Origin of the sequence: Paenibacillus sp. FSL H8-0332 (genome assembly GCF_037963835.1) — a bacterium.
GTDB lineage: Bacteria > Bacillota > Bacilli > Paenibacillales > Paenibacillaceae > Paenibacillus_AQ > Paenibacillus_AQ rhizoplanae.
Map to the genome: position 1 here is coordinate 6,878,687 of NZ_CP150145.1, position 23,497 is coordinate 6,902,183.

Here is a 23,497-nt window from a genome sequence, read left to right on the forward strand (position 1 = left end):
AGCATTCGGCAATCCCCTGTAAGAGATGGGAATAAGTTCCTTATTTCCATCTCTTCCGCTCTTGCTTCATGCTATGCTATGCCTTGCGCACAAACTCCGATTTTAGCTTCATTGCGCCGAACCCGTCGATTTTGCAATCGATATCATGGTCGCCTTCCACCAGCCGGATGTTCTTCACCTTGGTGCCTATCTTCAGAACGGACGAGCTGCCCTTGACCTTGAGATCCTTGATCACCGTTACGGTGTCCCCGTCAGCCAGTACATTCCCGTTAGCATCCTTGATTACCTTCTCTTCTTCACCGCTCGTACTTCCTGCATCCAAAGACCACTCATGTCCGCATTCCGGGCAGACCAGAAGCTCTCCGTCCTCATAGGTGTACACAGAGCTGCACTGCGGGCAATTTGGCAATTCATTCATGATTTCATTTCTCCATTCCTGCTTAAGCATGTGTTATAGGGATAAGTCTGTCTAAGTTTAACATATAACTTGATAATACTCAGTTATTAAATTAATATCTAATTAGATGTTAATTTAATAAAAAGGTGGGATTATTATGATCCAGTTAGAAGCTGTTACCGAACCACTGTCTCTGGAGAGTCTTGACATACAAGCCTCCATCCTGAACTCACAGCCTGAATTCAATCTGATGGTAGAGCATAAGCCTTACCTCGAACCGCTGGAGCTGCAAGCAGAGAACCGTAAGAACCTCGTCATGGGTGAGAAAATGCTGTACATCAAGTTCCGTGAACGCGTCGCCGGTCTGCTCACCTATCTTCCTGACTACGGCCCGGATCACTATCCCTGGATTGGCCTTCTGGTAATTCACCGGCACTATAGCCGGCAAGGCTTAGGGAAGGCTGCCGTGCATGAACTGGAGAGAATACTTCAGCAGCAGGGCTTACAAGCCGTTAGGCTGGCTGTCCAGCTCGAGAATAAGGCCGGTGAGGCATTCTGGACCCTGAACGGATATGGCCGGATCAGAAGTGCAACGGATAACCATGATAACCAGGTGGATGTCTACGAGAAGCAGTTTGGATGAGCGGCGGGAGTGGTAATAATTAGAAGGTAGCTTGTATACGTTATAAATGACCGTGAAGGAGTGAATGAGGGCATGAATAAATTGGAATCAGAATCGGAGCATAGCAGCAGCCAGCCTGCCGCTGAGGCCGTAGATGCCATAGAGAACCTGTCCGGTGTCCATCCCGGATACCGCCGCGCCCATGCAGCGGGAGTCTGCTGCCGCGGCCTCTTCCGCCCGAGCGGACTGGGGAAGGAATTCACGGAGGCGGGACATCTTCAGGAGCAGCAGGTGAATGCCGTTGTCCGCTTCTCGGGCAGCTCCACCGATCCGGCACTTGCCGATCTGCTCTCCCCTGCCAAGGGGCTGGCTGTCCAGTTCGTCCTGCCGGATGGCGAGGTTACGAATCTGGTTGGAGTGACCGTGCCTGTCTTTTTTGCGCGGACCCCGGAGTCCTTCATCGACATTGTACACATGGCCCACCGGTTGCGGACCGGGACACTCGGACCGATTGAGCTGATGAAGGAAATTGTCAGCCACTTCAGCGAGAGCAAGGAAGCTCTGCTCGCTGTGAGACGGCTGAAGCCGCCTGCCAGCTACGCCGAATGTCACTATTACTGCATACATGCTTATGTGCTGGTCAATGCAGAGGGCAGGCAGCAGCCTGTCCGGTTCGAATGGGTTCCTGAGACGGGCGTGCGCACACTGACGCTGGAGGAGGCTGCGCAGCAGCCGGACCGCTATCTGGAGGATGAGCTGGAGCTGCGCTTCAAGGATGAGCCGGCCATCTTCCAGCTGGTCGCTGTTCTTGGGGAGGAAGGCGATGCTACGGATGATCCTACCCATGCCTGGCCCGGGGACCGACGGAGAATCGATCTCGGGCGGCTGCATATTTCAGAGATCATTCCCGATCCGAAGGATCTGCTCATGGACCCGACGGCCCTCACAACCGGCATGCTCCTCTCGGATGACCCGATTCTTAAGTTCCGCAGCGCGGCCTACGCCGAATCTTATGGACGGCGGATCGAAGGAAGATAGCAGTTGCCTGCTGCGGCAGACATATACCGGCCCAGCGCCAAAGGGACAATGCGCCCTTTGGCGCTTTTTGATTCAAACAATGTACTTAGTTGGTTAATGGATAGTAATCCGGTTACAAGAGAGAGGAGTGCAGTATGCAGCAGGCCATGGTCATCATGAACCCGTCGTCCGGCAAGGCAGAGGCGCGGGATTATATCAGAGCAGCGGAAGAGGTGCTGCAAGGCGCAGGCTATCAGGTTACCGTCCAGGAGACCGCAGGGGAAGGAGATGCCACCGCCTTCTGCCTCCAGGCATGCGCCGAGCGCTATGATCTGGTGGTTGCCATTGGAGGAGACGGGACGCTCCACGAGACGATGAACGGCCTTGCAGATCAGCAGCACCGCCCCACACTTGGCATTGTACCGATGGGCACCGTCAACGATTTCGCCCGCGCGCTGCAGATTCCGCTTGTTCCTGAAGAGGCCATCCAGAGCCTGGCTTCGCCCCGGACCCGAAGAGTCGATATGGGCCGGCTGAATGACCGGCTGTTCGTCAATGTGGTAGCCGCAGGCTCTCTGGCAGGCTCCCTCTCCTCGGTTAGCTCCGAAGACAAGAGCCGGCTCGGGTTCCTTGCTTATCTAAAAGAGGGCATTAAGGAGCTGGCCAGCAATACTGCACATACCCTGACGATCACTCACGACGGGGAGATCTGGGAAGGCTCCTCCCCGCTGTTCATTGCGGCCCTGACGAATTCCGTGGGCGGCTTCGAGAAGCTTGCCCCCACTGCCGCTGTAGATGACGGCCTGCTCCATTGCTTCATCGTCAAGGACCTGCACCTGCTGAATTCCGTTACGGTCAGCATCTCCCTGCTGCTCGGCAATCTGCGGAATCATAAGGATATCATCTACTTCACAGCCAAGGAGGTCTCCGTCCGCTCCACTGAGCAGGTACAGACGAATGTGGACGGCGAGCAAGGTCCGCCGCTGCCGATCTCCTTAAGCACCATTCCGCGCCACATTCAGGTCGTGGTGCCGGAGGACTGACCGGCTCAGGCGCCTCAGGCGCTCCAGACTACAGAATACTGGAATCCGTGAAAAGCCTCTTCCTCAGCTGATTCCGTGCAGCTCTGCGAAGTCCTCACCGAGCGTCCATTCCAGACGTCTGACCCATTCACGCTGCACCTCCTTGGGCGCTATTTGCAGGCGTTGCAGGATATTCCATACCCTGTACAGACTCGCCGCCTTCATCTGGGGCGCAGTGAAGGATAACGGGTTAACAGACAGATAGCCCCGCATGAAGGCAGTGTTGAGCAGCACGGATTGTACGGGATAATGGTGCTTCGTGAACCAGCAGACCCAGGCGACATCATTCAGCGGGCTGCCCCATTCCGCCCATTCCCAGTCCAGCACATGCAGCAGATCATCGGCTTCACAGAGCAGATTATGTACTCCGTAATCGCCATGGGTCAGGACCCACGGAAGCTCCCCGGCCTCCGCAGCAGACAGAAAGTGAAGTGACTGCCTGCCGAGAGCGGCGGGGACGAATTCCAGCTTTTGAATCACCTGACTGAGTGCAGACCTGTTGCTAAGCCGGATCTCTGTCTCTTGCGGCTGATAAGGGCGGGAATGAATCTGGGCAGCCAGCAGCTGCCCCATTCTGCTGTAGATCCGCTCGGCTCTTGTCCAGTCCCTGGCATCCAGAACGGATTGGGCGTTCCCGCCCTGCATGCAGTCCATGATGATGATGCGCATCCCCTCCATCTCCGACACCTCATGCACCACCGGGGCATCACAGCTTCCCTGCACCAGCCGCATCACCTGAACCTCATTGAGGGTGTCTTCATTGGACAGATTTGTTATTTTGGCTACAAGCGGCGGCTCCGCCCCCGCCATCAGATAGGTGAGATTCGTATATCCCCCTGTCAGCCGCTTCAGCCGGCAGGCATATCTTTCTTCCAGACCTCTGATGATGTTCTCAATCATGATATGAATTCCTCTCTTTTCCCTTCAGTAGACCCTATGCCAAGAATATCACATGCTCCATTTCATTACAGATTAAGCTATTCTGCACAAGCAGATCTATGGTGCGGTCCGCACTGTACGACAAAGAGACCGGCAAGAGAATTCCGGCCAGTCTGCTTGGGCCATGCCTTATAGCGGTCACCCTGCACAGCCAAATACCTGCCCTGAACGGGCTTATGCTTGTAGCCTGGCCGGAATGTACAGCTTGTGGATCAACACTATTTGACCGATATGATAGGCATTATGAGTTGCCGCATTGCTGATGATCTCCCACCATACAGCCGGTACCGGGAACCCGTTCACCTGCTCTTCCAGCCCTTCCTCAGACAGCAGGCTCTGCCAGTTCAAGAGCGTCTGCAGCAGCCTTCCGCGCAGCTCACTGAACGCAATATCTGCCGGAAGCCGGAAGCTGAGGTTATTATCCTTAACCGGAGGCAAAGCGTCCATATGCCCTTCGCGGTACCGTGTCTGCCAGGCTTCATTCCAGTACAGTAAATGCTGGGTAAGCTCAGCTATGCTGCTGACTCCTTCAACCGGCTTCCAGAACGCTTCCTCCTCGGTCACGTTCTCCACAGCCTGCATATAAGGAAGATGCCAGCTGGGATCATTAGCACCGGCCAGCAGTTGATTGGCAAGCACATCCTTGGCATGAACCATTCCTTCACTCTCCTCTTCTTCGCATTTTGTTATATTCTAAGTAAAGCCCCCTTCCCCTACCGGGAACGAGGACTTCTCTACTGGCTGGAGGGCTTGTATTCGCTCAGCTTGCCGTAATAGACCAGATGGAGCCGTTCGCTCTGCCGGAAGTCATCCGGGGTGACGAGCGCAGGCAGCTTGTTCCACAGCTTAATGCCCGAGCGCTCCAGAATCTCAGCAACGAACTGCGAACAGAAATAGGAGTTGCTGAACTCCACCGGCTCCTTCAGCGCAATGCCGATGACGCCGAGGATATTGTAGAGATACTTCTGGCGGCTGCGGATGAAGACCTGGAGCACCCGCTTCATTTTCTCAACCTCACGGTCTGTAACCTGAAGCTCGTAGATGACGCAGGTAGTCTCCGGGTATTTGCTGTAGGTGCCTGTGCGGATATCCTCCTTCACGAACCCGCCGTTCAGCGGATTGGCCGGATGCTTCCTTCCAAAGCTATATAGCTCGGACAGCTCCCGGTTAAATGAGATCGAGGCATGATTATACGGCGCTTTGGTATAGCCCTGAATGAGCCTCGTGAACAGCGTTCCCGTATTGGTGAGCATGATGTACACTGACCGGTCTGCTGACATTGCAATTTTCCCCTTATAATCTGTTTATAGGCCTTTTGTGGCAGTGATCCCATAACTCTTTGGAATCCTGCACATAATACAACATTATGCTCATGAAATGAGCTTAAATCCAAAATTGTTGTCTAAAAGACAGCATTTCGCCTTCTCCAAACGGCTTAACGGGATAATTCATGTATTTGATGCAACAATCCTCTCGAACACCCGGTTACCAATGATTCAGAGTTGTAGAACGTACAACATTTATGTCTGTAGTGCCTACTAAGGTCTCTATACTGCACAACGAATCAAGTGTAAGCTTCAAATTAAGCTGGACGCTCTGTCTATTTTAGCATAAAATCCCTGTATTGAAATGCCACTCCGAGACAAGTTGGTGATTGCAAGTGGACCGCTCCTTATTCACACTAGTTCTGATCTTTGCAGCTCTATCGGTTATACATGGACTGTATCTTGTGGTCAGCAGATTGCAGAAGGACAAGGATTATACCGGAATCGGCTTCCGCATCAAAACCTGGTGGGGCATGCTGTTCATCTTCTGCCTCGCTACCCTGTCCAATTCTGTCGTGTCCCTGCTGTCCCTGATGGTGCTGAGCTTCTTCGCCCTCAAGGAGTATTTCTCCATGATCCGGACCAGAAAAGCGGACCGCAGGCTGTTCCTATGGGCTTATCTGTCTATTCCGCTGCAATTCTACTGGGTCTACATTGAATGGTACGGGATGTTCATTGTCTTCATTCCAGTCTATGTGTTCCTGCTGTTGCCGCTCCCCCGGCTGATCAACAAAGGGACCCTTGGCTTCCTGCGCAGCGTCAGCGCTACCCAGTGGGGACTTATGCTGATGGTATTCGGACTGAGTCATCTGGCTTACTTCCAATTCGCAACGCCGGAGTACGGGGCAGGTCTGGTCCTCTTCCTAGTGGTACTGACCCAGCTCAATGATGCCGTTCACTATCTGGCTTCGATCTACTTCGGCAGACACAAAATCGTCCCGACCGCAAATCCCCACCTGACCTGGGAAGGATTCGTCTGCGCGTTTGTGGTGACAACAGCGGTATCCTATCTGATGTATCCTCATCTGACACCGCTGAATCCGGTCTTCGGTTATCTCTCCGGCATGCTGGTCAGTCTCAGTGGATTCTTCGGCAGCCTGACCGTCTCCGTGCTTAAGCGGGATCTGCTGATCGGGGATGATGACAAATTCGCCGCACTTCAGACAAGCTATCTGAGCCGCATCGACAGCCTCACCTATACCGCACCGGTGTTCTTCCATGTAATCCGCTACTATTTCGACTTCATGTAGCCGCTGGGCATACCCGCTTGTTACCCCGAAGCGCAGCAACAGAGACTATCCGCGAGCGGATAGTCTCTGTTTGGCTGCGGGGATGCCGCTCACCATACTGCTTATTCCTTGCTTGCCCCTGCATTGGCTGGAGCCGTGGTGCCTGCATCGGCAGGTCTTGTCGTGCCCGCGTCAGCCGGCGGCGTTCCTCCTTGGCCGCCCGGCCCGCCGCCGGTCCGGTTGCCTCGCCCTCCGCCGCCCGCTCCTCCCATCCCGCTTCCGCCTGTGGTTACACCCGATGCATTCACCCAGGTCACCGGACTGGTGATGTCAAAAGCAACGAATTTGCCGCCCCCGCTGTACGTCCCGCCGGTATTCAATCCGTCTGTTGCTGTTCCGGTAGAACTGCCGCCGGTATAGACCGTATAAGAGCCGCCATTCAGCTCTGGAGCGCTGACCACTACGGTCTGGAAGCTCTTCGCTGGAGTGAAGGTCAGGATGCCCTTACCGTCAGCGTCTTCCAGGTGAACCATCGTTCCGGCCTGGTGGGTGGCAGCGAACTCCACGCTTACCGAATACTGGCCGGAGTCTTCGCCCGGAGCCTGTGCCATTCCTGATGCACCTGCGGCTACCAGGAACCCGCCTGTGATGTTGAAGGCTCCGTCATAATCCAGGGCACCGTTGCCGGAGTTCTCGGGGCCATTCACAATGACGGTGCCTCCGGTCATAGTTACCGAGTCGTTGGAGTCCAGGCCATCGCCTGCGGCATCTACAGTCAGGGTCCCGCCGCTAATGGCCAGCAGGTTGCTGCCGGTGCTGCTGAACGTATCATGAGCCTGCGTTCCTGCTGCCGTATTAGTATCGTTGCCTCCGGCCACATTGACTCCATCGTCTGTAGCTGTCACATGGATCTCACCGCCGGATATGGTGATATCCGCCCCTTCTATCCCTTCATAGCTCCGCGTAATATTGACGGTGCCGCCCGATATCGAGACCAGAGCATCGGCGTGAATCCCGTCATCCCCTGTAGTGATCTGGAATTCCCCATCCGTTACCGAGATACTGCTGTTGCTGTGCAGCGCATCATCTGCGGCATCCACCGTGAAGCTTCCGCCGTTCACCGTCAGGACGCCGCCTGCCTTCATCCCTTTGGCGCTGACGGATTCTGTCTCCGCCGCTGCTGCGGTGCCACTCTCCACTGCTTGGGGCTGGTCAGCCGCCGGCTCAGCATCCATCGCAGGCGGCGTACCCCCTTCTTCCCCGGGAGCAGGGAAGGCTCCATCCTCCGGATGCTGACCGAAGCCGCCGCCCATTCCCGGCCCGCCCTGATCGCCGGTCTTCACTGCGGCATTCACATAGCCGCCTCCAGTCACCAGTGTATACGTGCCGCCGTCGATGACAGCAGCGGTCTCCGCTTGAAGCCCGTCATTACCGGCCGTAATGTCGAAGGTTCCGGCGGCAATAGCGATGAAGCCCTTGGCGGCATCCTTGTCATTCGTTGATTTGATGCCGTCGCCTTCTGCATGAATTGTAATACCGCCGTCCTGTATAGCTACCAGGTCCTTACCGACAATACCGTCATCTGCTGCCTGCACTTCGATCGTGCCGGACATGATTTTGAGATCATCCTTGCTGGTGATGCCATCGTTATAGTTGCCGGTTACCGTCAGCTTGCCGGTGCCGTTAATCGTCAGGTCTGCTTTGCTGAAGACCGCCGCACTTGGCTCATCCTCAGCTCCGTCTGCGAACACGTACGCAGCTCCATCTGTCACACTGTTATCCGTCCCTTCCTGCAAGGTGATGACCACTTTACCGGCTTCCTTGATGTATATCGGAGCACTATCACTGTCCGTCAGGTGAGCGCCATTCAGCACCAGCCTTACGGTCCCTTTGTCCTGCTCATCTACGATAATCTGGCCGTCACTCAGTGTGCCGCTAAGCACATAAGTGCCTGCTTCCGTAATGGTTACTGTGCCTTCTTGCACCGTTGCGCCTGCACCGTCTACCACAGCAGTAGTTCCAGCCAGAGTTATAGCAGTCGAATCCGTTGCCGTCCAGGCGGTTACAGCATCCTCTTCCTCCCAAGCCACAAGATCCGTTGCCTTCACACTTGCCAGCTGCACAGCGGCAGAGGTACTGCTCTGCGCGGCCGAAACTGATGTACTCACGTTGTTACTTGTATCAGATGGCGTAGCGGCTTTTACACTGCATGCCGACATGACTGCGGCGCATAGCAGCACCAGTCCTATCCGGCTGCCTGTTCTGAAATTCTTCATCGGTCATCATTCCCTTCTTGTAGCGGATTAGTATTCGTTCATGACAGGTGCCATGGTCAGTGAGAGATCCAGGTTCCCGTTACGTGTGCGGATGGCGTCCAGCAGCTCCTTCTGGCTCGTCTGCTCATCAATCGTTACAGCGTAGACCAGCTCATACAGGCTGCCCAGCTCAGTAGTTCTGATCTTCTTCAGCTCGTAGGCCACATTGAAGGCGTTGAAGACCTCCGCGAAGGCTTCCTCATAACCTAGATTCTCAGGGATCGTTACCTTCAGTGTCTTGTGCATCGCCTTCTTAAGTCCAAAGCCCGTACGGCTAAGCACGGCCATCAGAACGCAGAGGATAAGAGTGAAAAAGACCGCGTAACCGAAGGCCCCTACCCCGCAGGCCAGCCCGGAGGCCATGGTGAACAGGACAAAAGTGATATCCTTCGGATCACCGGGAGCGCTGCGGAACCGGATGATCGAGAAGGCACCCGCCAGGCTGAAGGCCCGGGCCACATTGCTGCCGATAAGCAGGATGATGATCGCTACAATGACCGGCAGCAGAACCATAGTCAGTGTGAAGCTCTGTGAGTATCCCGCAGGGCTCGTCTTCATGTAGGTGAAGCTGATCAGCCCGCCGAGGATAATGGCGATGACGATGGTCAAGGCAGCATTCATGAATGTTAGTTCCGAAGTAGACTCAGCTACGGAAAATATCGAATCAAGCATAGCAGACACACTCTCTTTCTGATTGGCTGGTTCGCAGCATTTTTTTATATTCGTTGCCGTATTTGGAGAAGCTGGTGCGGTACATCTGATGCTCCGACAGCATCCTGGCCAGCCAGACCGGAATGGTCTTCTCCGCCTTCACTTCCATCAGCCATTGCCCCGGCTCCAGCAGCTCCTCGCCATACACGCCATGCTCCATCTTCAGATCATACCGGCGGCAGCGGATATTGGTGTCGAAGGTGATGCGGAGGTCCCGGTTGTTTTTGCAAAACATGGCTTTGCGGTCATAGGACAGATACAGCTTCGGCTGCAGATCATAGCGGGTCAGCAAGTACTTGATCTCCCCGATCACCTGCTTGTTCATATAGCTCTCGAATTCAGGCTCCCTGCCGCTCTCGATGAATGCATAGGCTTCATCCAGCTTCAGCGGGGTTCTTCTTTTGTTGACCAGGCCCAGCACCTTCTTCTTGATCTCCAGATAGACTCTGGTGTCGCCTTCAGGAATGCCGTAGGCTCTGATGCGCAGCTTCTCCCTGTACTTCGGCTTCGCCAGGCTGCTGCGGATCAGGGAATTCTGCGGGGTGTCATAATACAGATTGGTGATGGAATAATATTCGTGCTGCTTGTTGTATGCATCAGGCTCCATATATTCCAGCAGTTCGTGATAGAGCTTCAGATAGGATTCATGGTCGAACAGATACTTGTTCTCGTAACGGTTGAAGACCTCAATAGCCATGGGGATCAGTTCCTTTCAGGGGTGTAATGGGTGCCGCTTGCTTATGAATGTATCTTAGCCTCCGAACCTTTAGTGAATCTTAAATGGATTAAGGTTGATTAAAGGTCACCTTGATATAATGGCACCAGCGGCAAATACATTACTTAAGAAGAGGATGAGCCAGCCCATGAGAATATTAATCGTAGAAGATGAGGTCCATCTGGCGGAGGCCTTAACCCAAATCCTCAAAAAACACAATTATTCGGTAGACGCGGTGCATGACGGCCGAGCCGGTCTCGATTATGCGCAGAGCGGGATCTATGACCTGCTGCTGCTGGATATTATGATGCCGGAGGTGGATGGAATCAGCGTGCTGAAGGAACTGCGCAAGGACGGAATCTCCACACCGGTTATCATGCTTACCGCCAAAGGGGAGATTACCGACATGGTGACCGGACTCGATCATGGAGCAGACGATTATATCGCCAAGCCGTTCGCTTCGGAGGAGCTGCTGGCCCGTATCCGGGCTGCGCTGCGGCGTAAGGGCGAGGTGATTCCTGACGATGCTCTGAAGTTCGGGGATCTGGAGCTGAATACGGCCAACCCGAAGCTGACGGTGAAGGGCAAGGAGATGAAGCTGAATCTGAAGGAGACGGAGCTGCTGGAGCTGCTGATCCTAAGGAAGCAGGCAGTCACCTCGAAGGAGCAGATCATTGAGAAGCTATGGGGGTTCGATTCCGATGCGGAGCATAACAACGTGGAGGTCTATATTTCTTTTTTGCGTAAAAAGCTGGCCTTCCTGAACTCAGAGGTGCGCATCAGCACGATTAGGGGCGTAGGGTATGTGCTGGAGGGAAGTGCCTGATGTTCAATAAACTCCGAACCCGGTTCCTGATTGTCAATCTCGTCACCATCTCCATTATCATGCTGGTGGCCTTCGCCGCCATCTACATCTTCACGTACCGCAATGTGCAGGGAGACATCTATATGGCGCTTCACCGGATTGCGGACATGCAGCAGCGGGGTCCGGGCGACGGACAAGGCCCACACGGTTCAGGTGGCGGCGGGGCAATGCCCGCGGGTCAGGGGCCGATCGACCCTTACCAGCCGGAGCGCTCCGTCTCGTTCACGGTGCAGACAGATGCCAGCGGCACGATGACCGGCAAAGAATCGAAGTTCACGATGGATGATGAACTCTATAGCGCCGCGCTGAAGGAGGCGCTCAGCCAGGGCAAGGACACCGGCCGGTTCACGCTGGACGGCAGCCGCTGGATCTTCATGGTGAAGCCTGTAAGCAGCGGACAACAGTTTGTCTTCATGGACATCACCGCCCAGCAGCAGATCCTGACGAACCTGATCTATACCTTCGCGGCTGTCGGCCTGCTGACGCTGGTCATCCTCTACTTCACCAGCCGCTACTTTGCGGGGCGCTCGATTGCGCCGGTGCGGGAGGCTTTTGACAAGCAGAAGCAGTTCATTGCCGACGCCTCCCATGAGCTGAAGACGCCGTTGACGATTATTAACACCAACGCGGATGTGCTGCTGGCGAACAGTGAGGATACGATCCGCAATCAGGCAAAATGGCTGCAGTACATCAAGTCCGAAACGGAGCGTATGACGCGGCTGATAGGCGATCTGCTGTACCTGACGGAGATGGATGACTCCCGGACCGGGAAGCTCCACAGCAAGTTCAACATGAGCGAGGCGGTAGAGAATATTATTCTAACCATGGAGGCCGTCATCTTCGAGAAGAATATCACCTTCAGCTACGACCTTCAGCCTGAGCTTACCGTACACGGCAGCAGCGAGCAGATCAAGCAGGTGGTCATGATTCTGCTGGATAACGCTGTGAAATATACGAATCCTAAGGGCGCTGTCCATATCTCCCTCCATAAGCAGAACAGCGATGTCCTCCTCTCCGTCTCGAATACGGGGGAAGGCATCGCTGCTGAACATCTGACGCGGATTTTTGACCGCTTTTACCGTACGGATACCTCCAGAGCACGCAAGCAGGGCGGCTACGGCTTAGGTCTGGCTATCGCTAGGTCCATTGTGGACCAGCACAACGGGAAGATCTATGCGAAGAGCGTAGCCGGAGAGTCCGTGACATTCTATGTGCAGTTGCCTTGAAGGGGCAATCGGTTATAATGGGGACTTATGTGAAATCTATTATATTCCAGGAAAGGTGTGTGCTTATGCCTTCTATAGGACCCGATCCAAACGCAATTTACCCAAATCCCCAGATTAAGCAAGTCCGCTTCATCAAAAATACGCTGACCCGCCCCAACATCATCGCCGGAGACTTCTCCTACTATGATGATCCCGACGAGGCGGTGACCTTCGAGAGCCGTGTTACCCATCACTATGAGTTCATCGGCGACAAGCTGATTATCGGCAAGTTCTGCGCCATCGCCAGGGGTACCGAATTCATTATGAACGGCGCCAACCACCGGATGGGCTCCGTGACCACCTACCCCTTCAACATTATGGGCGGCGGCTGGGAGCAGGCCACTCCTGCACTTGCCGACCTACCCTACAAAGGCGATACTATCATCGGCAACGATGTCTGGATCGGCCAGAATGCCACCATTATGCCTGGTGTGACCATTGGCGACGGGGCAATTATCGCCGCTAATGCTACCGTCACCAAGGATGTTCCCGCATACCATATTGCCGGAGGCAACCCGGCCCGGATGTTGCGGCAGCGCTTCGATGACGAGCTCATCGCCCTGCTGCTGGAGCTGAAGTGGTGGGACTGGAGTCCCGGGAAGATTAGCGCCCATCTGGAGACGCTATGCAGCAGTGATCTGGAGCAGATCCGGGCTCTTGCAGGTCTAGACTGAAACGAAAATAAGGGGTGCCCTGTCAGCTATGTACTAGCTGGCTGGGGCACCCCCTTCAATATTGTTGCTTTAATTGATTTCCAGATAATCAATATAAGCATCCCAAGTCCCGTCATCGGCGGTAACCACCAGCTCAATCACCTGATTGCCGGTTCCATGGTTGACATTGCTGATCGTATAGACCGCAGGGCTGCTTCCGCCATAGTAGAAGGTCCCCTTCGTCACCCCACCGATCTTGAGGTCCACCCTGGCCATATTGGCGTTATTGGAGGCTCCGCGCAGAGAGAAATTATGCGTGCCGCTGGCGAAATTCTGGGTGTACTTCACAGAATCATTATTCGCGTATAGGGCGACTCCAGCGAAGGGGGAGCTGATGTTAGCAGTGTATTGACCGGCCTTGGTCATGCTCTCCGCCTCTACCTTCGTTGCAGCGGGGCCAGGACCATTGCCGCCATCAGGTGCAACCGCCCTGCCGGTGCTTGGCGAGATCATGCCTGAACACAGGCCGCGGTTCTTGAGGTTCTGCGCAATCTGCGGAACCGCCTGGAGCGTGGGCTGATACTGGTCATGCATCAGGATGACATCCCCATTCTTCATCGTGCCCACAGCGGCCACGATCTGGGCAGTTCCCGCTCCGTTCCAGTCTTGCGAATCCACGTTCCAGAGCACTTCAGTCAGGCCGTTCTGGGCCTCGATGGACTTGAGAGTCGCGTTAGTAGCCCCGTACGGCGGACGGAACAGCTTCGGAGCAGTGCCGGTAATGGATTGCAGCGTCTGCTGGGTATTCGTAATCTCCGATGAGATCTGGGAGGTGCCCACCTGTGTCAAATTCGCATGCGACCAGGAATGGTTACCAATCCACATCCCTGCGTTCTTTTGGGCGAGTACGAGCGAAGGATTGTTCTGTGCATTCTGCCCGACATTGAAAAAAGTGGCGCGCAGGCCATTCTGCTGCAGAGCATTCAGCAGGTTCGTCGTGTTGCTTGGATTCGGCCCGTCATCATACGTTAGAGCTACATAGCCGGCCGAGCAATCGGCAGCGAACACCTTCTCCCCGCCCACCGCCAGCGACCCCATAAATAAAGACACGACCAGCGATCCGATGGCGGCCCATTGGATGACTTTGGATTTAATTTGGATTGAATACATGATTCTGCACGCTCCTCTCAAATATAGATAACGTTTACATTTGTAACTATAACAATTATTCCCTTTTATGGCTAGCTGTAATTCTCATAATCTGGAAGAATAAATAGTAGATAGTATGCGATGACCCCCTACCACGACGCCTGCCAGCCAACAAGTGGAATAACGTATCTTAATTCGCCGATTTTGGAGCAATCCAGGGAAGCAAGTGGAAAAACTCCAACTACTATTGTCCGTTTCGGCTTCTTTGACTGATATGTGATCATTTAAGTGCTGTTTTTCCAACTCTTGCTGTAATACGGCCCATTCGTTCTTCAGCAAGTGGAAGAAATCCATCTAATTCCGCTCCCCGGCTCGCCTTCAGCGAAGCACTTCTCAGCAGCATTCGAACGAATTCAATAATTTTCCATATTTAAGGCTGTCCCGGATGAATAGGTTATCATTTTACCCGTATGATATAAAGTTCGACTTTATCATGAACCATATACGAGGAGGAAGATGAATGACCTTTGGTTTCAGGACACTGGGGAAAATGCTTTTGGCTTTAACACTGCTTGCAGGTACCGCCGCTATTGCCGGACAGCCGGTGAAGGCTGAGGGGGCAGTGAAGCTTTTTTATCACACCTCGGGCAGCCGGATTGTAGATTCGCAGGGGAACCCGGCCGTGTTCAACGGACTCAACTGGTTTGGCTTCGAGACACCCAACTACTCCCCGCACGGATTATGGTCGCGCTCCATGGATGATGTGCTCGATCAGGTCCGCGCAGAAGGGTACAACTTGATTCGCCTGCCGTTCAGCAGTCAAATGTTCGATCCGGCTTCCCAGGCCAACAGCATTGATTATGCCAAAAACCCGGACCTGGCCGGTCTGACTCCCATCGAAATCATGGATACCTTAATTGAAAAAGCCGGCCAGCGCGGCATTCAAATCTTCCTGGACCGACACCGCCCTGATTCCGGCGGGCAATCGACGCTCTGGTATACCGCCGCTTATCCTGAATCCCGCTGGCTCAGTGACTGGGTGATGCTGGCTGCACGGTATGCGAATAATCCTACGGTAATCGGTGCTGACCTGCATAATGAGCCTCATGGCACGGCAAGCTGGGGGACCGGTGATCTCAGCACAGACTGGCGGCTCGCAGCTCAGCGGGCAGGGAATGCAATCCTTGCAGTGAATCCGCACTGGCTGATCATCGTCGAAGGGATCGAGCAGAATGTGCAGGGTAACACCAGCAAGTACTGGTGGGGCGGCAACCTCACCGGGGTGCGGAATTATCCGGTAACGCTTACCGTTCCGAATCAAGTGGTCTATTCTCCGCATGATTACGGTCCCGGGGTGGCGGAGCAGCCGTGGTTCAGCGATCCTGCTTTTCCGGCGAATCTGCCTGCTATATGGGATCAGACCTGGGGTTATATCAGCAAAGAGAACATCGCTCCTCTAATCATGGGTGAATTCGGAGGACGCAGCGTGGATACTCTCTCGGTTGAAGGGAAGTGGCAAAATAAACTAGTCGATTACATCGGCACGAATGACCTGTACTGGACCTACTGGACACTGAATCCCAACAGCGGGGATACCGGCGGTCTGCTGCAGGATGACTGGGCAACCTGGAACCGGCCGAAGCAGCTCATGCTGAACCGGATCATGAAGACGGTCACCTTCCCTCCTATTGAACAGCCTGGAGGCCCAGGGACAGGACCTGTAACCGCCACTCCGCTCTACCGCAGTGATGAGGCCGGCAACAACGTGGGCTCCATCCGGGCAAGTCTTCAGCTAAAGAGCACTTCCACCGTCCCCGTCCCGCTCAGCCAATTCACGATCCGTTACTGGTTCACCCAGGACGGCAGCTCCGCACACACCATGGAGATTGACTACGCCGTTGTTGGCAAAAATAATATCCAGACCACCATCGTCCCGCTCGCGGTCCCGGTCCCTGATGCCGATGCCTACGCTGAAATCTCCTTCAAGGACGGGGCAGGCAGTCTGGCTGCTTCTGGCTCGACCGGAGAGATCCAGTTCCGTATTCATAAGGATAACTATGCGAATTATAGCCAGGCCAACGATTACTCCTTCCGGCCGCTGCTGACCAGCTTCACTGCCAATGACCGGATCACTGTCTACCATAACGGGACGCTGATCTACGGCGTAGAGCCGTAAACAAGAAACGGCTACGAGGCTGTCCCAAAAGCAGGTTTTCTACGGCGGAAGACAGTTCTCTTCATTCTTAAAACCACAAAAAGTGAGCAGAGCAGCGATTCCCCCATTCGGAGGATCGCTGCTCTGCGTTTTTGGTCATTGGGGGCTCATGGGAAATCCGCCCGTGATCAGCGGCATTACCCGCTCCGCCAGTTCGGAGGAAGACTCTGATCTTCCCTCCAGATTCCAGCGGTAGGTTACGCCATATAAGGACCAGCTTAGCAGGGTGGCGGCAGTTGCAAGCGGCTTCGAATCTGTAGCCGCAGCTGATCCGGAGATCAGCTGCAGGATAAGTTTCTCGAGATGCAGCTTAATATTCTCCTCAAGCAAGAGAGCTACAGAATCATATCTTTTGAAACAGCGGTGGCTGTTTTCATGATAATTACATAATGCAACTATCAGCTCTTGAAGCGTCTTCTCGGTCAACGGTCCTTTTGCATCGACTTTATGGAGGACCATATTCGTAAAGGCATCTAACAAAAAGGCTTCGAACAGCGCATATTTATCCTGGAAATGTGCATAAAAGGTGGTCCTGTTAATCGTAGCTGCTTTGGTAATGTCGCCGACGGTTATCGAGTTGAAGTCCATGATATTCAATTGCCGGACGAAGGCATCCACAATTAATTGACGGGTCCGAATCACCCGCGGGTCGTTCGGATTGGGGGGAAGTATGCCAGCCATCCAAGGAGCGCCCCTTTCAGAAGAGATTATAATCCTCTTATTATAAACATGTGCTCTGTACACAACAAATAGGATCTGCCAATACGACAGTTTTTCCGGCTTCTAGCTTAAGCAACAACTTGGGCAGTTTGTTGGTTGAAGGGAGGATTGGAGCTTGTTACTATTGCATTCATACCCCGCTTTGAGAATAATCATTCAACCTACAGGAGGCGTTAACCATGGCTAAACAACAGGAGCAAATCCATTCACTGGAGACCTTATTTGAACCGTACACGGTTCAACAATTAACTATACCCAACCGGATTGTAATGTCACCGATGGCGCGTGCTTTTTCACCGGAGGGAGTACCGGGTGAGGATATGGCAGCGTATTACCGCCGCCGTGCTGAGAATGGGGTGGGGCTAATCATCACCGTGGGTATGATTGACCATCCGGCAGCAAGCAGTGATCCGGGACTGGCTAATCTCTTTGGTGAAGCCGCTCTGAACGGCTGGCGTGAAGTCGTCAGACAGGTTCATGAGGCCGGCGGTATCATTTTTCCGCAGTTGTCACATATGGGAATGATTCGGCCCATGGGTTCCCAGCCTCACCCGGATGCACCATCAATCGGGCCATCAGGACTCGACATGCAGGGGAACAAGATAAGCGGGCCGATGACAGAAGAAGAAATTGCCGGGGTCATTCAGGCCTATGCCGATGCGGCAGTGAATGCACAGCAAGCTGGCTTCGACGGAATAGAGCTCTCCGGCGGTCACGGCTTGTTGATTGACCAGTTCTTCTGGGAAATAACCAATCAGCGGACGGACCGCTATGGCGGCGATTTCCTGAAGCGTACCCGGTTTGCAGCCGAAGTTGTCCAGGCCGTCCGCGCTGTAGTCGGACCGGATTATCCGATTTCCATCCGGTTGTCCCAGTGGAAGATGGCGGATTACACGGCGAAGCTGGTGGATACACCGGAGCAGCTGGAGCAATTCCTGGATGTGCTGGTACAGGCAGGGGTGGATATTTTCCACATCTCGACCCGCAGGTTCTGGGACCCGGAATTCGCGGGCTCGGAGCTGGGTCTTGCCGGATGGGTGAAGAAGCTTACCGGGAAGACGACGATTGCCGTTGGTTCCTTAGGCATGGACAATGATCCCGCTGAAGGCGGGGATGCAGACCATCAAGGGATGGAGGAGCTGCTGAAGCGGCTGGACCACCAGGAGTTCGATCTGGTAGCGGTTGGACGCGCACTTCTGGGTGATCCGGCATGGGCGAAGAAAATCCGTGAAGGCAGGTTGGAGGAAATTCAAGCCTTTACTCCAGAGGCGGCGGCCCAATTGTACTGAATCATAGATAATCTCCAAGAACTGCTCTACTACCCTTGCTCTTCAAATAAAACGCACGGGATTGAGAAATTCTCTCTGTATCCGTGCGTTTTTTTGATTATTAACCCAGATCACTCTGCCTGTTCCCCCAGCCTGACCCGCATCTCTGCGTAGGCCTCCGGGGTGCCGACATCATCAATCGTCCCCTCCGTATAATAGGCCCGCATCTCCTGACGGGAATGCAGCCACTCGGGGAAATAACTCGGCGCGTCCGGGTTGCCCCCTTCGGCCAGATAACGGGAGAACAGCGGCAGCGTGGACCGCTTATAGATATAGAGAGCGAATACGCCTATGTTCGAGCGGGGCTCCTGCGGCTTCTCCTCCAGCGACAGGACCCGCATCTGCGCATCCAGCTCCGCCACACCGATACTGCGAAGCTCAGCCGGATCATCCACCTTACGGACAAGAATACAGTCGGTACCCACCTGATGAAAATACTCCAAGTACCCCGCAAGGCCGAATCCCAGCACATTATCGCCTGCCAGAACCAGCAGATCCTCCTGCGGCTGTTCCCGCTCCAGCACAAACTGGATATCGCCAATCGCGCCTAACCGGCCCTCAGGAGAAGAAGTGCCATCGTTCAGTACCCGAACCGGCTTCAAGCCCTGATACTGCTGCTGCCACTGTTCAAAAGCATGAAAAAAGCGGTCATTCGTCACAATGAGAATCTCTGAAATCTCCTCCAGCACCTCCAGCCGGGCGGCCAGCAGATCCAGGATCGTCCGGCTCCCCTGAACAGGCAGCAGCGGCTTGGGGGTATCCCGGGTTAACGGATAGAGGCGGGTGGCATATCCCGCAGCCAAGATTAGTGCAATCATCCCTTGTACGCTCCTCTACTCTGGCTTGGATGCGGCAAACAAGGACTCGGACAGCAGCCTCATTGTTTGTCTGTATATGGTATGGGCCGCCTCCACATCACCCAGGAACCCGCCCATATACAGGTGGATTACACCGTGCAGCGATGCCCATATGGTGCTGACGAGGGTCCCGGTCTCTTCCTGATCCGAGATCTGTCCTTGCTCCTGGGCAGTGCTGATTAGAACCAGCAGGCGGTGTATGGCGGTCATCGTCCCCTGCATACTCTCCGCATCCGGCTTGAACTCGGCAAAAGCCCCTCCGAACATCAGCTTATAGTAGCTAGTATAGTCCTGTCCGAACTGCCAGAACGCTTCGCCCAGATCCAGCAGATGCTGCAGCAGATCTGGCGACGGCGGCACCTCTTCGAAGCGCTGGGCCAGCAGCTTGCAGCCCTCCAGATACAATTGCTGGGCCAGACCCTCTTTATTGACAAACAAACTGTAAATGATCTTGGTGGAACAGCCCATTCTTTGCGATACTCTGCGCACAGTGACGGCCTCCGGCCCCTCTTCCTGCAGAATCGCAGCGGCCGCATCCACCACAAGCTTACGGAGATTCTCCGTATTTTGCAGACGGGCTTCCTGATATGTTTTTAATACCCGCTCCGTGGAGGGTACAGGTTTGTCTTTGCTACTGATAAGAATCACCTTCATTCGGTTATCATGTTATGGACCAGCAACAGAGTTGCCGGGTTCTAACAGGAATTCTAAACATTTGAACATAGGTTGTCAATTGAACCCTCGCGCTGAAAAAAAAGGAGTTGACACAGGCGCGTCCTTTTGGTTACTATGATTCACATAGGAAACAATGTTACCAAAACAAAACATTGTACCAGAAGGAGTAGAACTTATGAATATTAAAGGAAAATGGTCGTTGATCACCGGAGCCTCTTCGGGAATCGGGGAACAGTTCGCAAGACAGTTAGCCAAGGAAGGCAGTCATCTGGTGCTGGTAGCTAGAACCAAAAGCAAACTTGAGGCGCTCGCCGCCGAGTTAACGCGCAGCCATGGAGTCCAGTGCCGGGTTATTCCCCTGGATCTATCGCTCGAAGGCGCTGCCGGAGAGCTGTACCGTCAATGCCAGCAGCTTGGCCTGAGTATAGATCTGCTGGTTAACAATGCGGGCTTTGCCACCCACGGCCTGTTCGAGGAGATCTCCGGCGAACGCCAGCATGAAGAAGTGATGCTCAACGTCACTGCTGTAGTCGATATGACTCATTTATTCCTTCCCGGCATGCTCCACAGAGGGGCGGGCGCGGTGATCAATGTATCTTCTACCGCAGGCTTTCAGCCGCTGCCTTATATGGCCGTCTACGGGGCGACCAAGGCCTTCGTCTTGTCCTTTACCGACGCGCTGTGGTGGGAGAATCGTAATCGCGGCGTCCAATTCTTCGCCCTGTGTCCAGGCTCCACGGAGACTAATTTCTTCAACGTGGTGGGTACAGAGGACGCCTCTGTCGGCGGCGCGAAGGATTCGCCGGAGCGGGTAGTAGCCCTTACCCTGCGCGCTATGGCCAGAGGGAAACAGTACGTTGTTCCGGGACTCCGCAACTACCTGAGTGCCCAGATTACCCGGTTCATGACCCGCAGACAAGGTCTGCGGCTGGTTGGCGGTATGCTTCGCCCCACACACTCTAAGGAGGATCTATAATGTCCACAGTAACCAATCCACGTAAACGTTCCACCGGTCAACACATCCGCAGATGGAGCTTGGTCCTGCTCGGGGTCATTGTGCTGGGAATAGCCGGATTCCTGCTGATGCCTGCCCCGGTGGAGCCCGCTGTATGGTCTGCACCTGCCGCCCCTTCTTTTGAGACGGAGGGTCCCTGGAAAGAGAACACTAAGCTTAGCTCCGCAGAGCTTGTGACAGACCGCGCGAAGTTCCCGGAATTTATCACTTTTGATGCTGCGGGGCGGCTGTATACAGGCGACTCTGACGGCACAATCTACCGGGTGGCCTTCGATGCGGAAGGCAAGGCGCAGCCGGCAGAAGTGTTCGCCGATACCCAGGGAACACCTAACGGGCTGAAATTCGATGCGGACGGAAATTTGATTGTGGCGGATATTCAGAAGGGGCTGCTGTCGATTGACAAGGATGGAAAGATTGAAGTGTTGGCCACTGAAGTAGATGGAGGACCGATCTATCTGGCGAATGAGCTGGACATCGCGCAAGACGGATCCATCTATTTCTCCGATACCTCTAACTATGGCAAGGTCATGTTCAAAGAGATCGCCGAGAACAAACCGCATGGACGATTGTTGAAATATGATCCGCAGACCAAGCAGACAACCGTTCTGCTGAAGGATTTGTATTTTGCCAACGGAGTCGCATTGTCTGCCGATGAAGATTTCGTGCTTGTTGCTGAATCGTACCATTACCAGCTGACCCGGTATTGGCTGAAGGGGCCCAAGCAAGGCACCTCTGATATTTTTGCGGAGAATCTGGCAGGGTTCCCGGACAATATCACCCGGGATGCTCAGGGACACTTCTGGGTAGGGGTATTCACGACCCGTCTGGCTTTTGCCGATTACATGCATAGTCACCCCTGGGTAGCAGCAACGATGTCCAAAGTTCCGCAGTCCCTGTTGAATGGAGCAAGTGCCCCGGTGAAGCACGGACTAGTCGCAGAATACGGACCCGAAGGAGAGCTGGTGAACAGCTGGCATGATCCGGAAGGAAGCTTGTATGGCATCACCACTGCCGTAAGCCACGGGGAGTACTTATATCTCGGAACCGCACCAGGCGGCAGCCAGGGAGTTCACCGGGTGCTTTTGAAGCCGTAAGATTGTTACATTAATCCACTCTGCTGCCGGGTTTGAGGCAGTCCAAACAGCAGCCCTCTCCGGCAGGAGGGGCTGCTGCTGTTGCTGGAGAATGGAGGGATTCAGGTCCCTGACTCCAGACGCTATGCGCGTGAACGATACGCCACACCGTCGATCTGGACCTTCAGTCCACCCGGGCCGCCAACATGCGCAAATTCGGTAGAGATGGTTTTCCGTGCCGGATAGTTGCCCTGGAATCTGCGCTTGAACACCTCTTCCATGACTGGAATATCCCACACATCCCGCAGCATAATATCGACCTTCACCACATCCGCAAGCTTAAGACCCACCTGTCCCAGACGATCACTCATATGATTCAGTGCACCTTCCACCTGCTCTTCCACTGTTCCGCCCACATTGCCCACACAGAAGTTTAGGAAAACAAAATCCCCCGCTTCCACAAACCCCGAGTACGCATACTCCTCGTTCACATCATGTCTAATGATTTCGCCCATCCTGGTTCTTGTCTCCTTGTCGTTCGAGATATATGTTTGAAACACAAGTTATGTATATAAGACGCATTTAAAAGTCTTGAACTTGAAGCTTCGTCGTCACTGCAGTGAACATTTGGACTTCCGGCCGCTGTTGTCCCCAGATTTCTTGATTAATACCGCTCTTTGCGGTGGAAATCCGGTGACAAAGCGGTCGCTACCGCTCCTACAGTTCCAAATTTCCCCTCCGCTTCTTTTGCTTTTTGTTTATTTCTTTAGTGCCCTTTATATAGAAGAACCCCCCTTTAAAATTTCTCTCAACACATTTTTAGCTAACAGAACCTTATCGCTGTTGGACTCACGAAGCATCTCCACAATTTCTTGAATGTTATTCTCCTGTTCAGTGAACTCCATTTTTTCCTCTACATAAGCAAAGAGCTGAATCAGATTAACGCCTAAGGTCTCAGCAATTTTGGATAAATTCAATAGCGATACATTCTTTTCGCCCCGTTCGATTTGCCCTATATAGGAAAAATGAAATCCACCCTTCTCCCCAAGGGATTCCTGCGAAAACCCCTTTTCCTTGCGAAGAATCCGTATTCTCGCCCCCACAAGCTTGAGTATTTCTCTGTCTTTCACAGTCTTGTCTCCTTGCTGTCTGGGATACGGCCAGTATAACTGAAGAAGCCGGATATCCGCTCGTCTGGTTTTTAGCAGGATAATTATGGTAGAATTGAAGGTGAACGGAGGAGAACCATGAAACGATTCCTTGCCTCAAAAACTTTTCTAATCACATCTATTCTGTTCAGTCTGCTATTCATTGTGAATCTGACTGCAAC

General features: G+C 53.9%; 25 protein-coding genes. 12 read left to right on the forward strand and 13 right to left on the reverse strand.

Translation table 11 applies throughout. The annotated features are described in order from the left end of the window. Positions 1-76 precede the first annotated feature (76 nt). On the reverse strand, positions 77-418 hold the full coding sequence (locus NST43_RS29915; RefSeq protein ID WP_339221049.1) for a zinc ribbon domain-containing protein YjdM: 342 nt from the start codon (positions 416-418) through the stop codon (positions 77-79). Positions 419-554: 136 nt separating this feature from the next. Here NST43_RS29915 and NST43_RS29920 point away from each other — a divergent pair, with 136 nt between their 5' ends. From NST43_RS29920 to NST43_RS29930, 3 genes are all read left to right on the forward strand, one after another. Further along, positions 555-1,040, forward strand: coding sequence for a GNAT family N-acetyltransferase (locus NST43_RS29920; RefSeq protein WP_339221051.1), 486 nt, complete (start codon positions 555-557; stop codon positions 1,038-1,040). A 72-nt stretch (positions 1,041-1,112) separates the two neighbouring features. Beyond that, entirely contained in the window at positions 1,113-2,057 is a 945-nt protein-coding gene (locus tag NST43_RS29925) for a catalase family peroxidase (RefSeq protein WP_339221053.1), read from the forward strand. 134 nt (positions 2,058-2,191) lie between these two features. Next, positions 2,192-3,079 (forward strand): YegS/Rv2252/BmrU family lipid kinase, encoded by an 888-nt coding sequence (locus NST43_RS29930; RefSeq protein ID WP_339221055.1) that lies wholly within the window; start codon positions 2,192-2,194, stop codon positions 3,077-3,079. Between the two features lie 63 nt (positions 3,080-3,142). Here the strand turns inward: NST43_RS29930 and NST43_RS29935 are convergent, their stop codons facing one another. The 3 genes from NST43_RS29935 to NST43_RS29945 all read right to left on the reverse strand — a co-directional run bounded on the left by NST43_RS29935 (position 3,143) and on the right by NST43_RS29945 (position 5,337). Next, positions 3,143-4,018: an aminoglycoside phosphotransferase family protein gene (locus NST43_RS29935; RefSeq protein WP_339221056.1), complete on the reverse strand. Its 876-nt coding sequence runs from the start codon at positions 4,016-4,018 to the stop codon at positions 3,143-3,145. Positions 4,019-4,231: 213 nt separating this feature from the next. After that, on the reverse strand, positions 4,232-4,714 hold the full coding sequence (locus NST43_RS29940) for a DinB family protein (RefSeq protein ID WP_209986777.1): 483 nt from the start codon (positions 4,712-4,714) through the stop codon (positions 4,232-4,234). Between the two features lie 77 nt (positions 4,715-4,791). Further along, the gene (locus NST43_RS29945; RefSeq protein WP_339221058.1) at positions 4,792-5,337 is read right to left on the reverse strand and encodes a hypothetical protein; all 546 of its coding nucleotides are present in this window, start codon (positions 5,335-5,337) and stop codon (positions 4,792-4,794) included. Positions 5,338-5,717: 380 nt separating this feature from the next. On the opposite strand from NST43_RS29945, the gene NST43_RS29950 reads away from it, so the two are divergent. Continuing rightward, complete coding sequence (locus NST43_RS29950) at positions 5,718-6,632, forward strand: phosphatidate cytidylyltransferase (RefSeq protein WP_339221060.1); 915 nt, start codon at positions 5,718-5,720, stop codon at positions 6,630-6,632. Positions 6,633-6,733: 101 nt separating this feature from the next. Here the strand turns inward: NST43_RS29950 and NST43_RS29955 are convergent, their stop codons facing one another. Then, a complete protein-coding gene (locus NST43_RS29955; protein ID WP_339221061.1) occupies positions 6,734-8,779 on the reverse strand; it encodes a carbohydrate-binding domain-containing protein in 2,046 nt (681 codons plus the stop codon). Position 8,780: 1 nt separating this feature from the next. Here NST43_RS29955 and NST43_RS29960 point away from each other — a divergent pair, with 1 nt between their 5' ends. After that, positions 8,781-8,918, forward strand: coding sequence for a hypothetical protein (locus NST43_RS29960; RefSeq protein WP_339221062.1), 138 nt, complete (start codon positions 8,781-8,783; stop codon positions 8,916-8,918). On the opposite strand, the gene NST43_RS29965 is transcribed toward NST43_RS29960, so the two are convergent. Next, positions 8,915-9,598, reverse strand: coding sequence for a DUF4956 domain-containing protein (locus NST43_RS29965; protein ID WP_339221063.1), 684 nt, complete (start codon positions 9,596-9,598; stop codon positions 8,915-8,917). The two genes, NST43_RS29960 and NST43_RS29965, sit on opposite strands and share 4 nt — an antisense overlap. Further along, on the reverse strand, positions 9,591-10,334 hold the full coding sequence (locus NST43_RS29970; protein WP_209986791.1) for a polyphosphate polymerase domain-containing protein: 744 nt from the start codon (positions 10,332-10,334) through the stop codon (positions 9,591-9,593). Before NST43_RS29970 ends, NST43_RS29965 begins: the two co-directional genes overlap by 8 nt. Before the next feature lie 166 nt (positions 10,335-10,500). On the opposite strand from NST43_RS29970, the gene NST43_RS29975 reads away from it, so the two are divergent. The 3 genes from NST43_RS29975 (at position 10,501) to NST43_RS29985 (ending at position 13,156) form a co-directional block, all read left to right on the forward strand. Then, positions 10,501-11,178 (forward strand): response regulator transcription factor, encoded by a 678-nt coding sequence (locus NST43_RS29975; protein ID WP_339221065.1) that lies wholly within the window; start codon positions 10,501-10,503, stop codon positions 11,176-11,178. Next, entirely contained in the window at positions 11,178-12,443 is a 1,266-nt protein-coding gene (locus NST43_RS29980; protein ID WP_339221066.1) for a HAMP domain-containing sensor histidine kinase, read from the forward strand. The genes NST43_RS29975 and NST43_RS29980 overlap by 1 nt, the downstream gene beginning before the upstream one ends. A gap of 65 nt (positions 12,444-12,508) precedes the next feature. Beyond that, a complete protein-coding gene (locus NST43_RS29985) occupies positions 12,509-13,156 on the forward strand; it encodes a Vat family streptogramin A O-acetyltransferase (RefSeq protein ID WP_339221067.1) in 648 nt (215 codons plus the stop codon). Positions 13,157-13,225: 69 nt separating this feature from the next. Here NST43_RS29985 and NST43_RS29990 read toward each other — a convergent pair whose 3' ends face one another. Further along, positions 13,226-14,305 (reverse strand): polysaccharide deacetylase family protein, encoded by a 1,080-nt coding sequence (locus tag NST43_RS29990; protein ID WP_339221068.1) that lies wholly within the window; start codon positions 14,303-14,305, stop codon positions 13,226-13,228. Between the two features lie 499 nt (positions 14,306-14,804). Between NST43_RS29990 and NST43_RS29995 the strand changes: the two genes are divergently transcribed. Further along, positions 14,805-16,460, forward strand: coding sequence for a cellulase family glycosylhydrolase (locus NST43_RS29995; protein WP_339221070.1), 1,656 nt, complete (start codon positions 14,805-14,807; stop codon positions 16,458-16,460). A gap of 135 nt (positions 16,461-16,595) precedes the next feature. On the opposite strand, the gene NST43_RS30000 is transcribed toward NST43_RS29995, so the two are convergent. Next, positions 16,596-17,180 (reverse strand): TetR/AcrR family transcriptional regulator, encoded by a 585-nt coding sequence (locus tag NST43_RS30000; protein ID WP_339221072.1) that lies wholly within the window; start codon positions 17,178-17,180, stop codon positions 16,596-16,598. A gap of 218 nt (positions 17,181-17,398) precedes the next feature. Between NST43_RS30000 and NST43_RS30005 the strand changes: the two genes are divergently transcribed. After that, complete coding sequence (locus tag NST43_RS30005; protein ID WP_339221073.1) at positions 17,399-18,508, forward strand: NADH:flavin oxidoreductase; 1,110 nt, start codon at positions 17,399-17,401, stop codon at positions 18,506-18,508. Between the two features lie 110 nt (positions 18,509-18,618). Here the strand turns inward: NST43_RS30005 and NST43_RS30010 are convergent, their stop codons facing one another. Then, positions 18,619-19,365, reverse strand: coding sequence for a sugar phosphate nucleotidyltransferase (locus NST43_RS30010; protein WP_339221075.1), 747 nt, complete (start codon positions 19,363-19,365; stop codon positions 18,619-18,621). Between the two features lie 15 nt (positions 19,366-19,380). After that, positions 19,381-20,058: a TetR/AcrR family transcriptional regulator gene (locus NST43_RS30015; RefSeq protein WP_339221076.1), complete on the reverse strand. Its 678-nt coding sequence runs from the start codon at positions 20,056-20,058 to the stop codon at positions 19,381-19,383. Positions 20,059-20,254: 196 nt separating this feature from the next. Here NST43_RS30015 and NST43_RS30020 point away from each other — a divergent pair, with 196 nt between their 5' ends. Next, on the forward strand, positions 20,255-21,055 hold the full coding sequence (locus NST43_RS30020; protein ID WP_339221078.1) for an SDR family oxidoreductase: 801 nt from the start codon (positions 20,255-20,257) through the stop codon (positions 21,053-21,055). Then, positions 21,055-22,188 carry an SMP-30/gluconolactonase/LRE family protein gene (locus NST43_RS30025; RefSeq protein WP_339221080.1) on the forward strand — a complete coding sequence of 378 codons (1,134 nt, stop codon included), beginning with the start codon at positions 21,055-21,057 and terminating at the stop codon, positions 22,186-22,188. The genes NST43_RS30020 and NST43_RS30025 overlap by 1 nt, the downstream gene beginning before the upstream one ends. Before the next feature lie 122 nt (positions 22,189-22,310). Here NST43_RS30025 and NST43_RS30030 read toward each other — a convergent pair whose 3' ends face one another. Together NST43_RS30030 and NST43_RS30035 are read right to left on the reverse strand one after the other, a co-directional pair. After that, positions 22,311-22,682, reverse strand: coding sequence for a RidA family protein (locus tag NST43_RS30030; protein ID WP_339221082.1), 372 nt, complete (start codon positions 22,680-22,682; stop codon positions 22,311-22,313). A gap of 261 nt (positions 22,683-22,943) precedes the next feature. Continuing rightward, on the reverse strand, positions 22,944-23,297 hold the full coding sequence (locus tag NST43_RS30035) for a helix-turn-helix transcriptional regulator (RefSeq protein ID WP_339221084.1): 354 nt from the start codon (positions 23,295-23,297) through the stop codon (positions 22,944-22,946). Between the last annotated feature and the right edge of the window lie 200 nt (positions 23,298-23,497).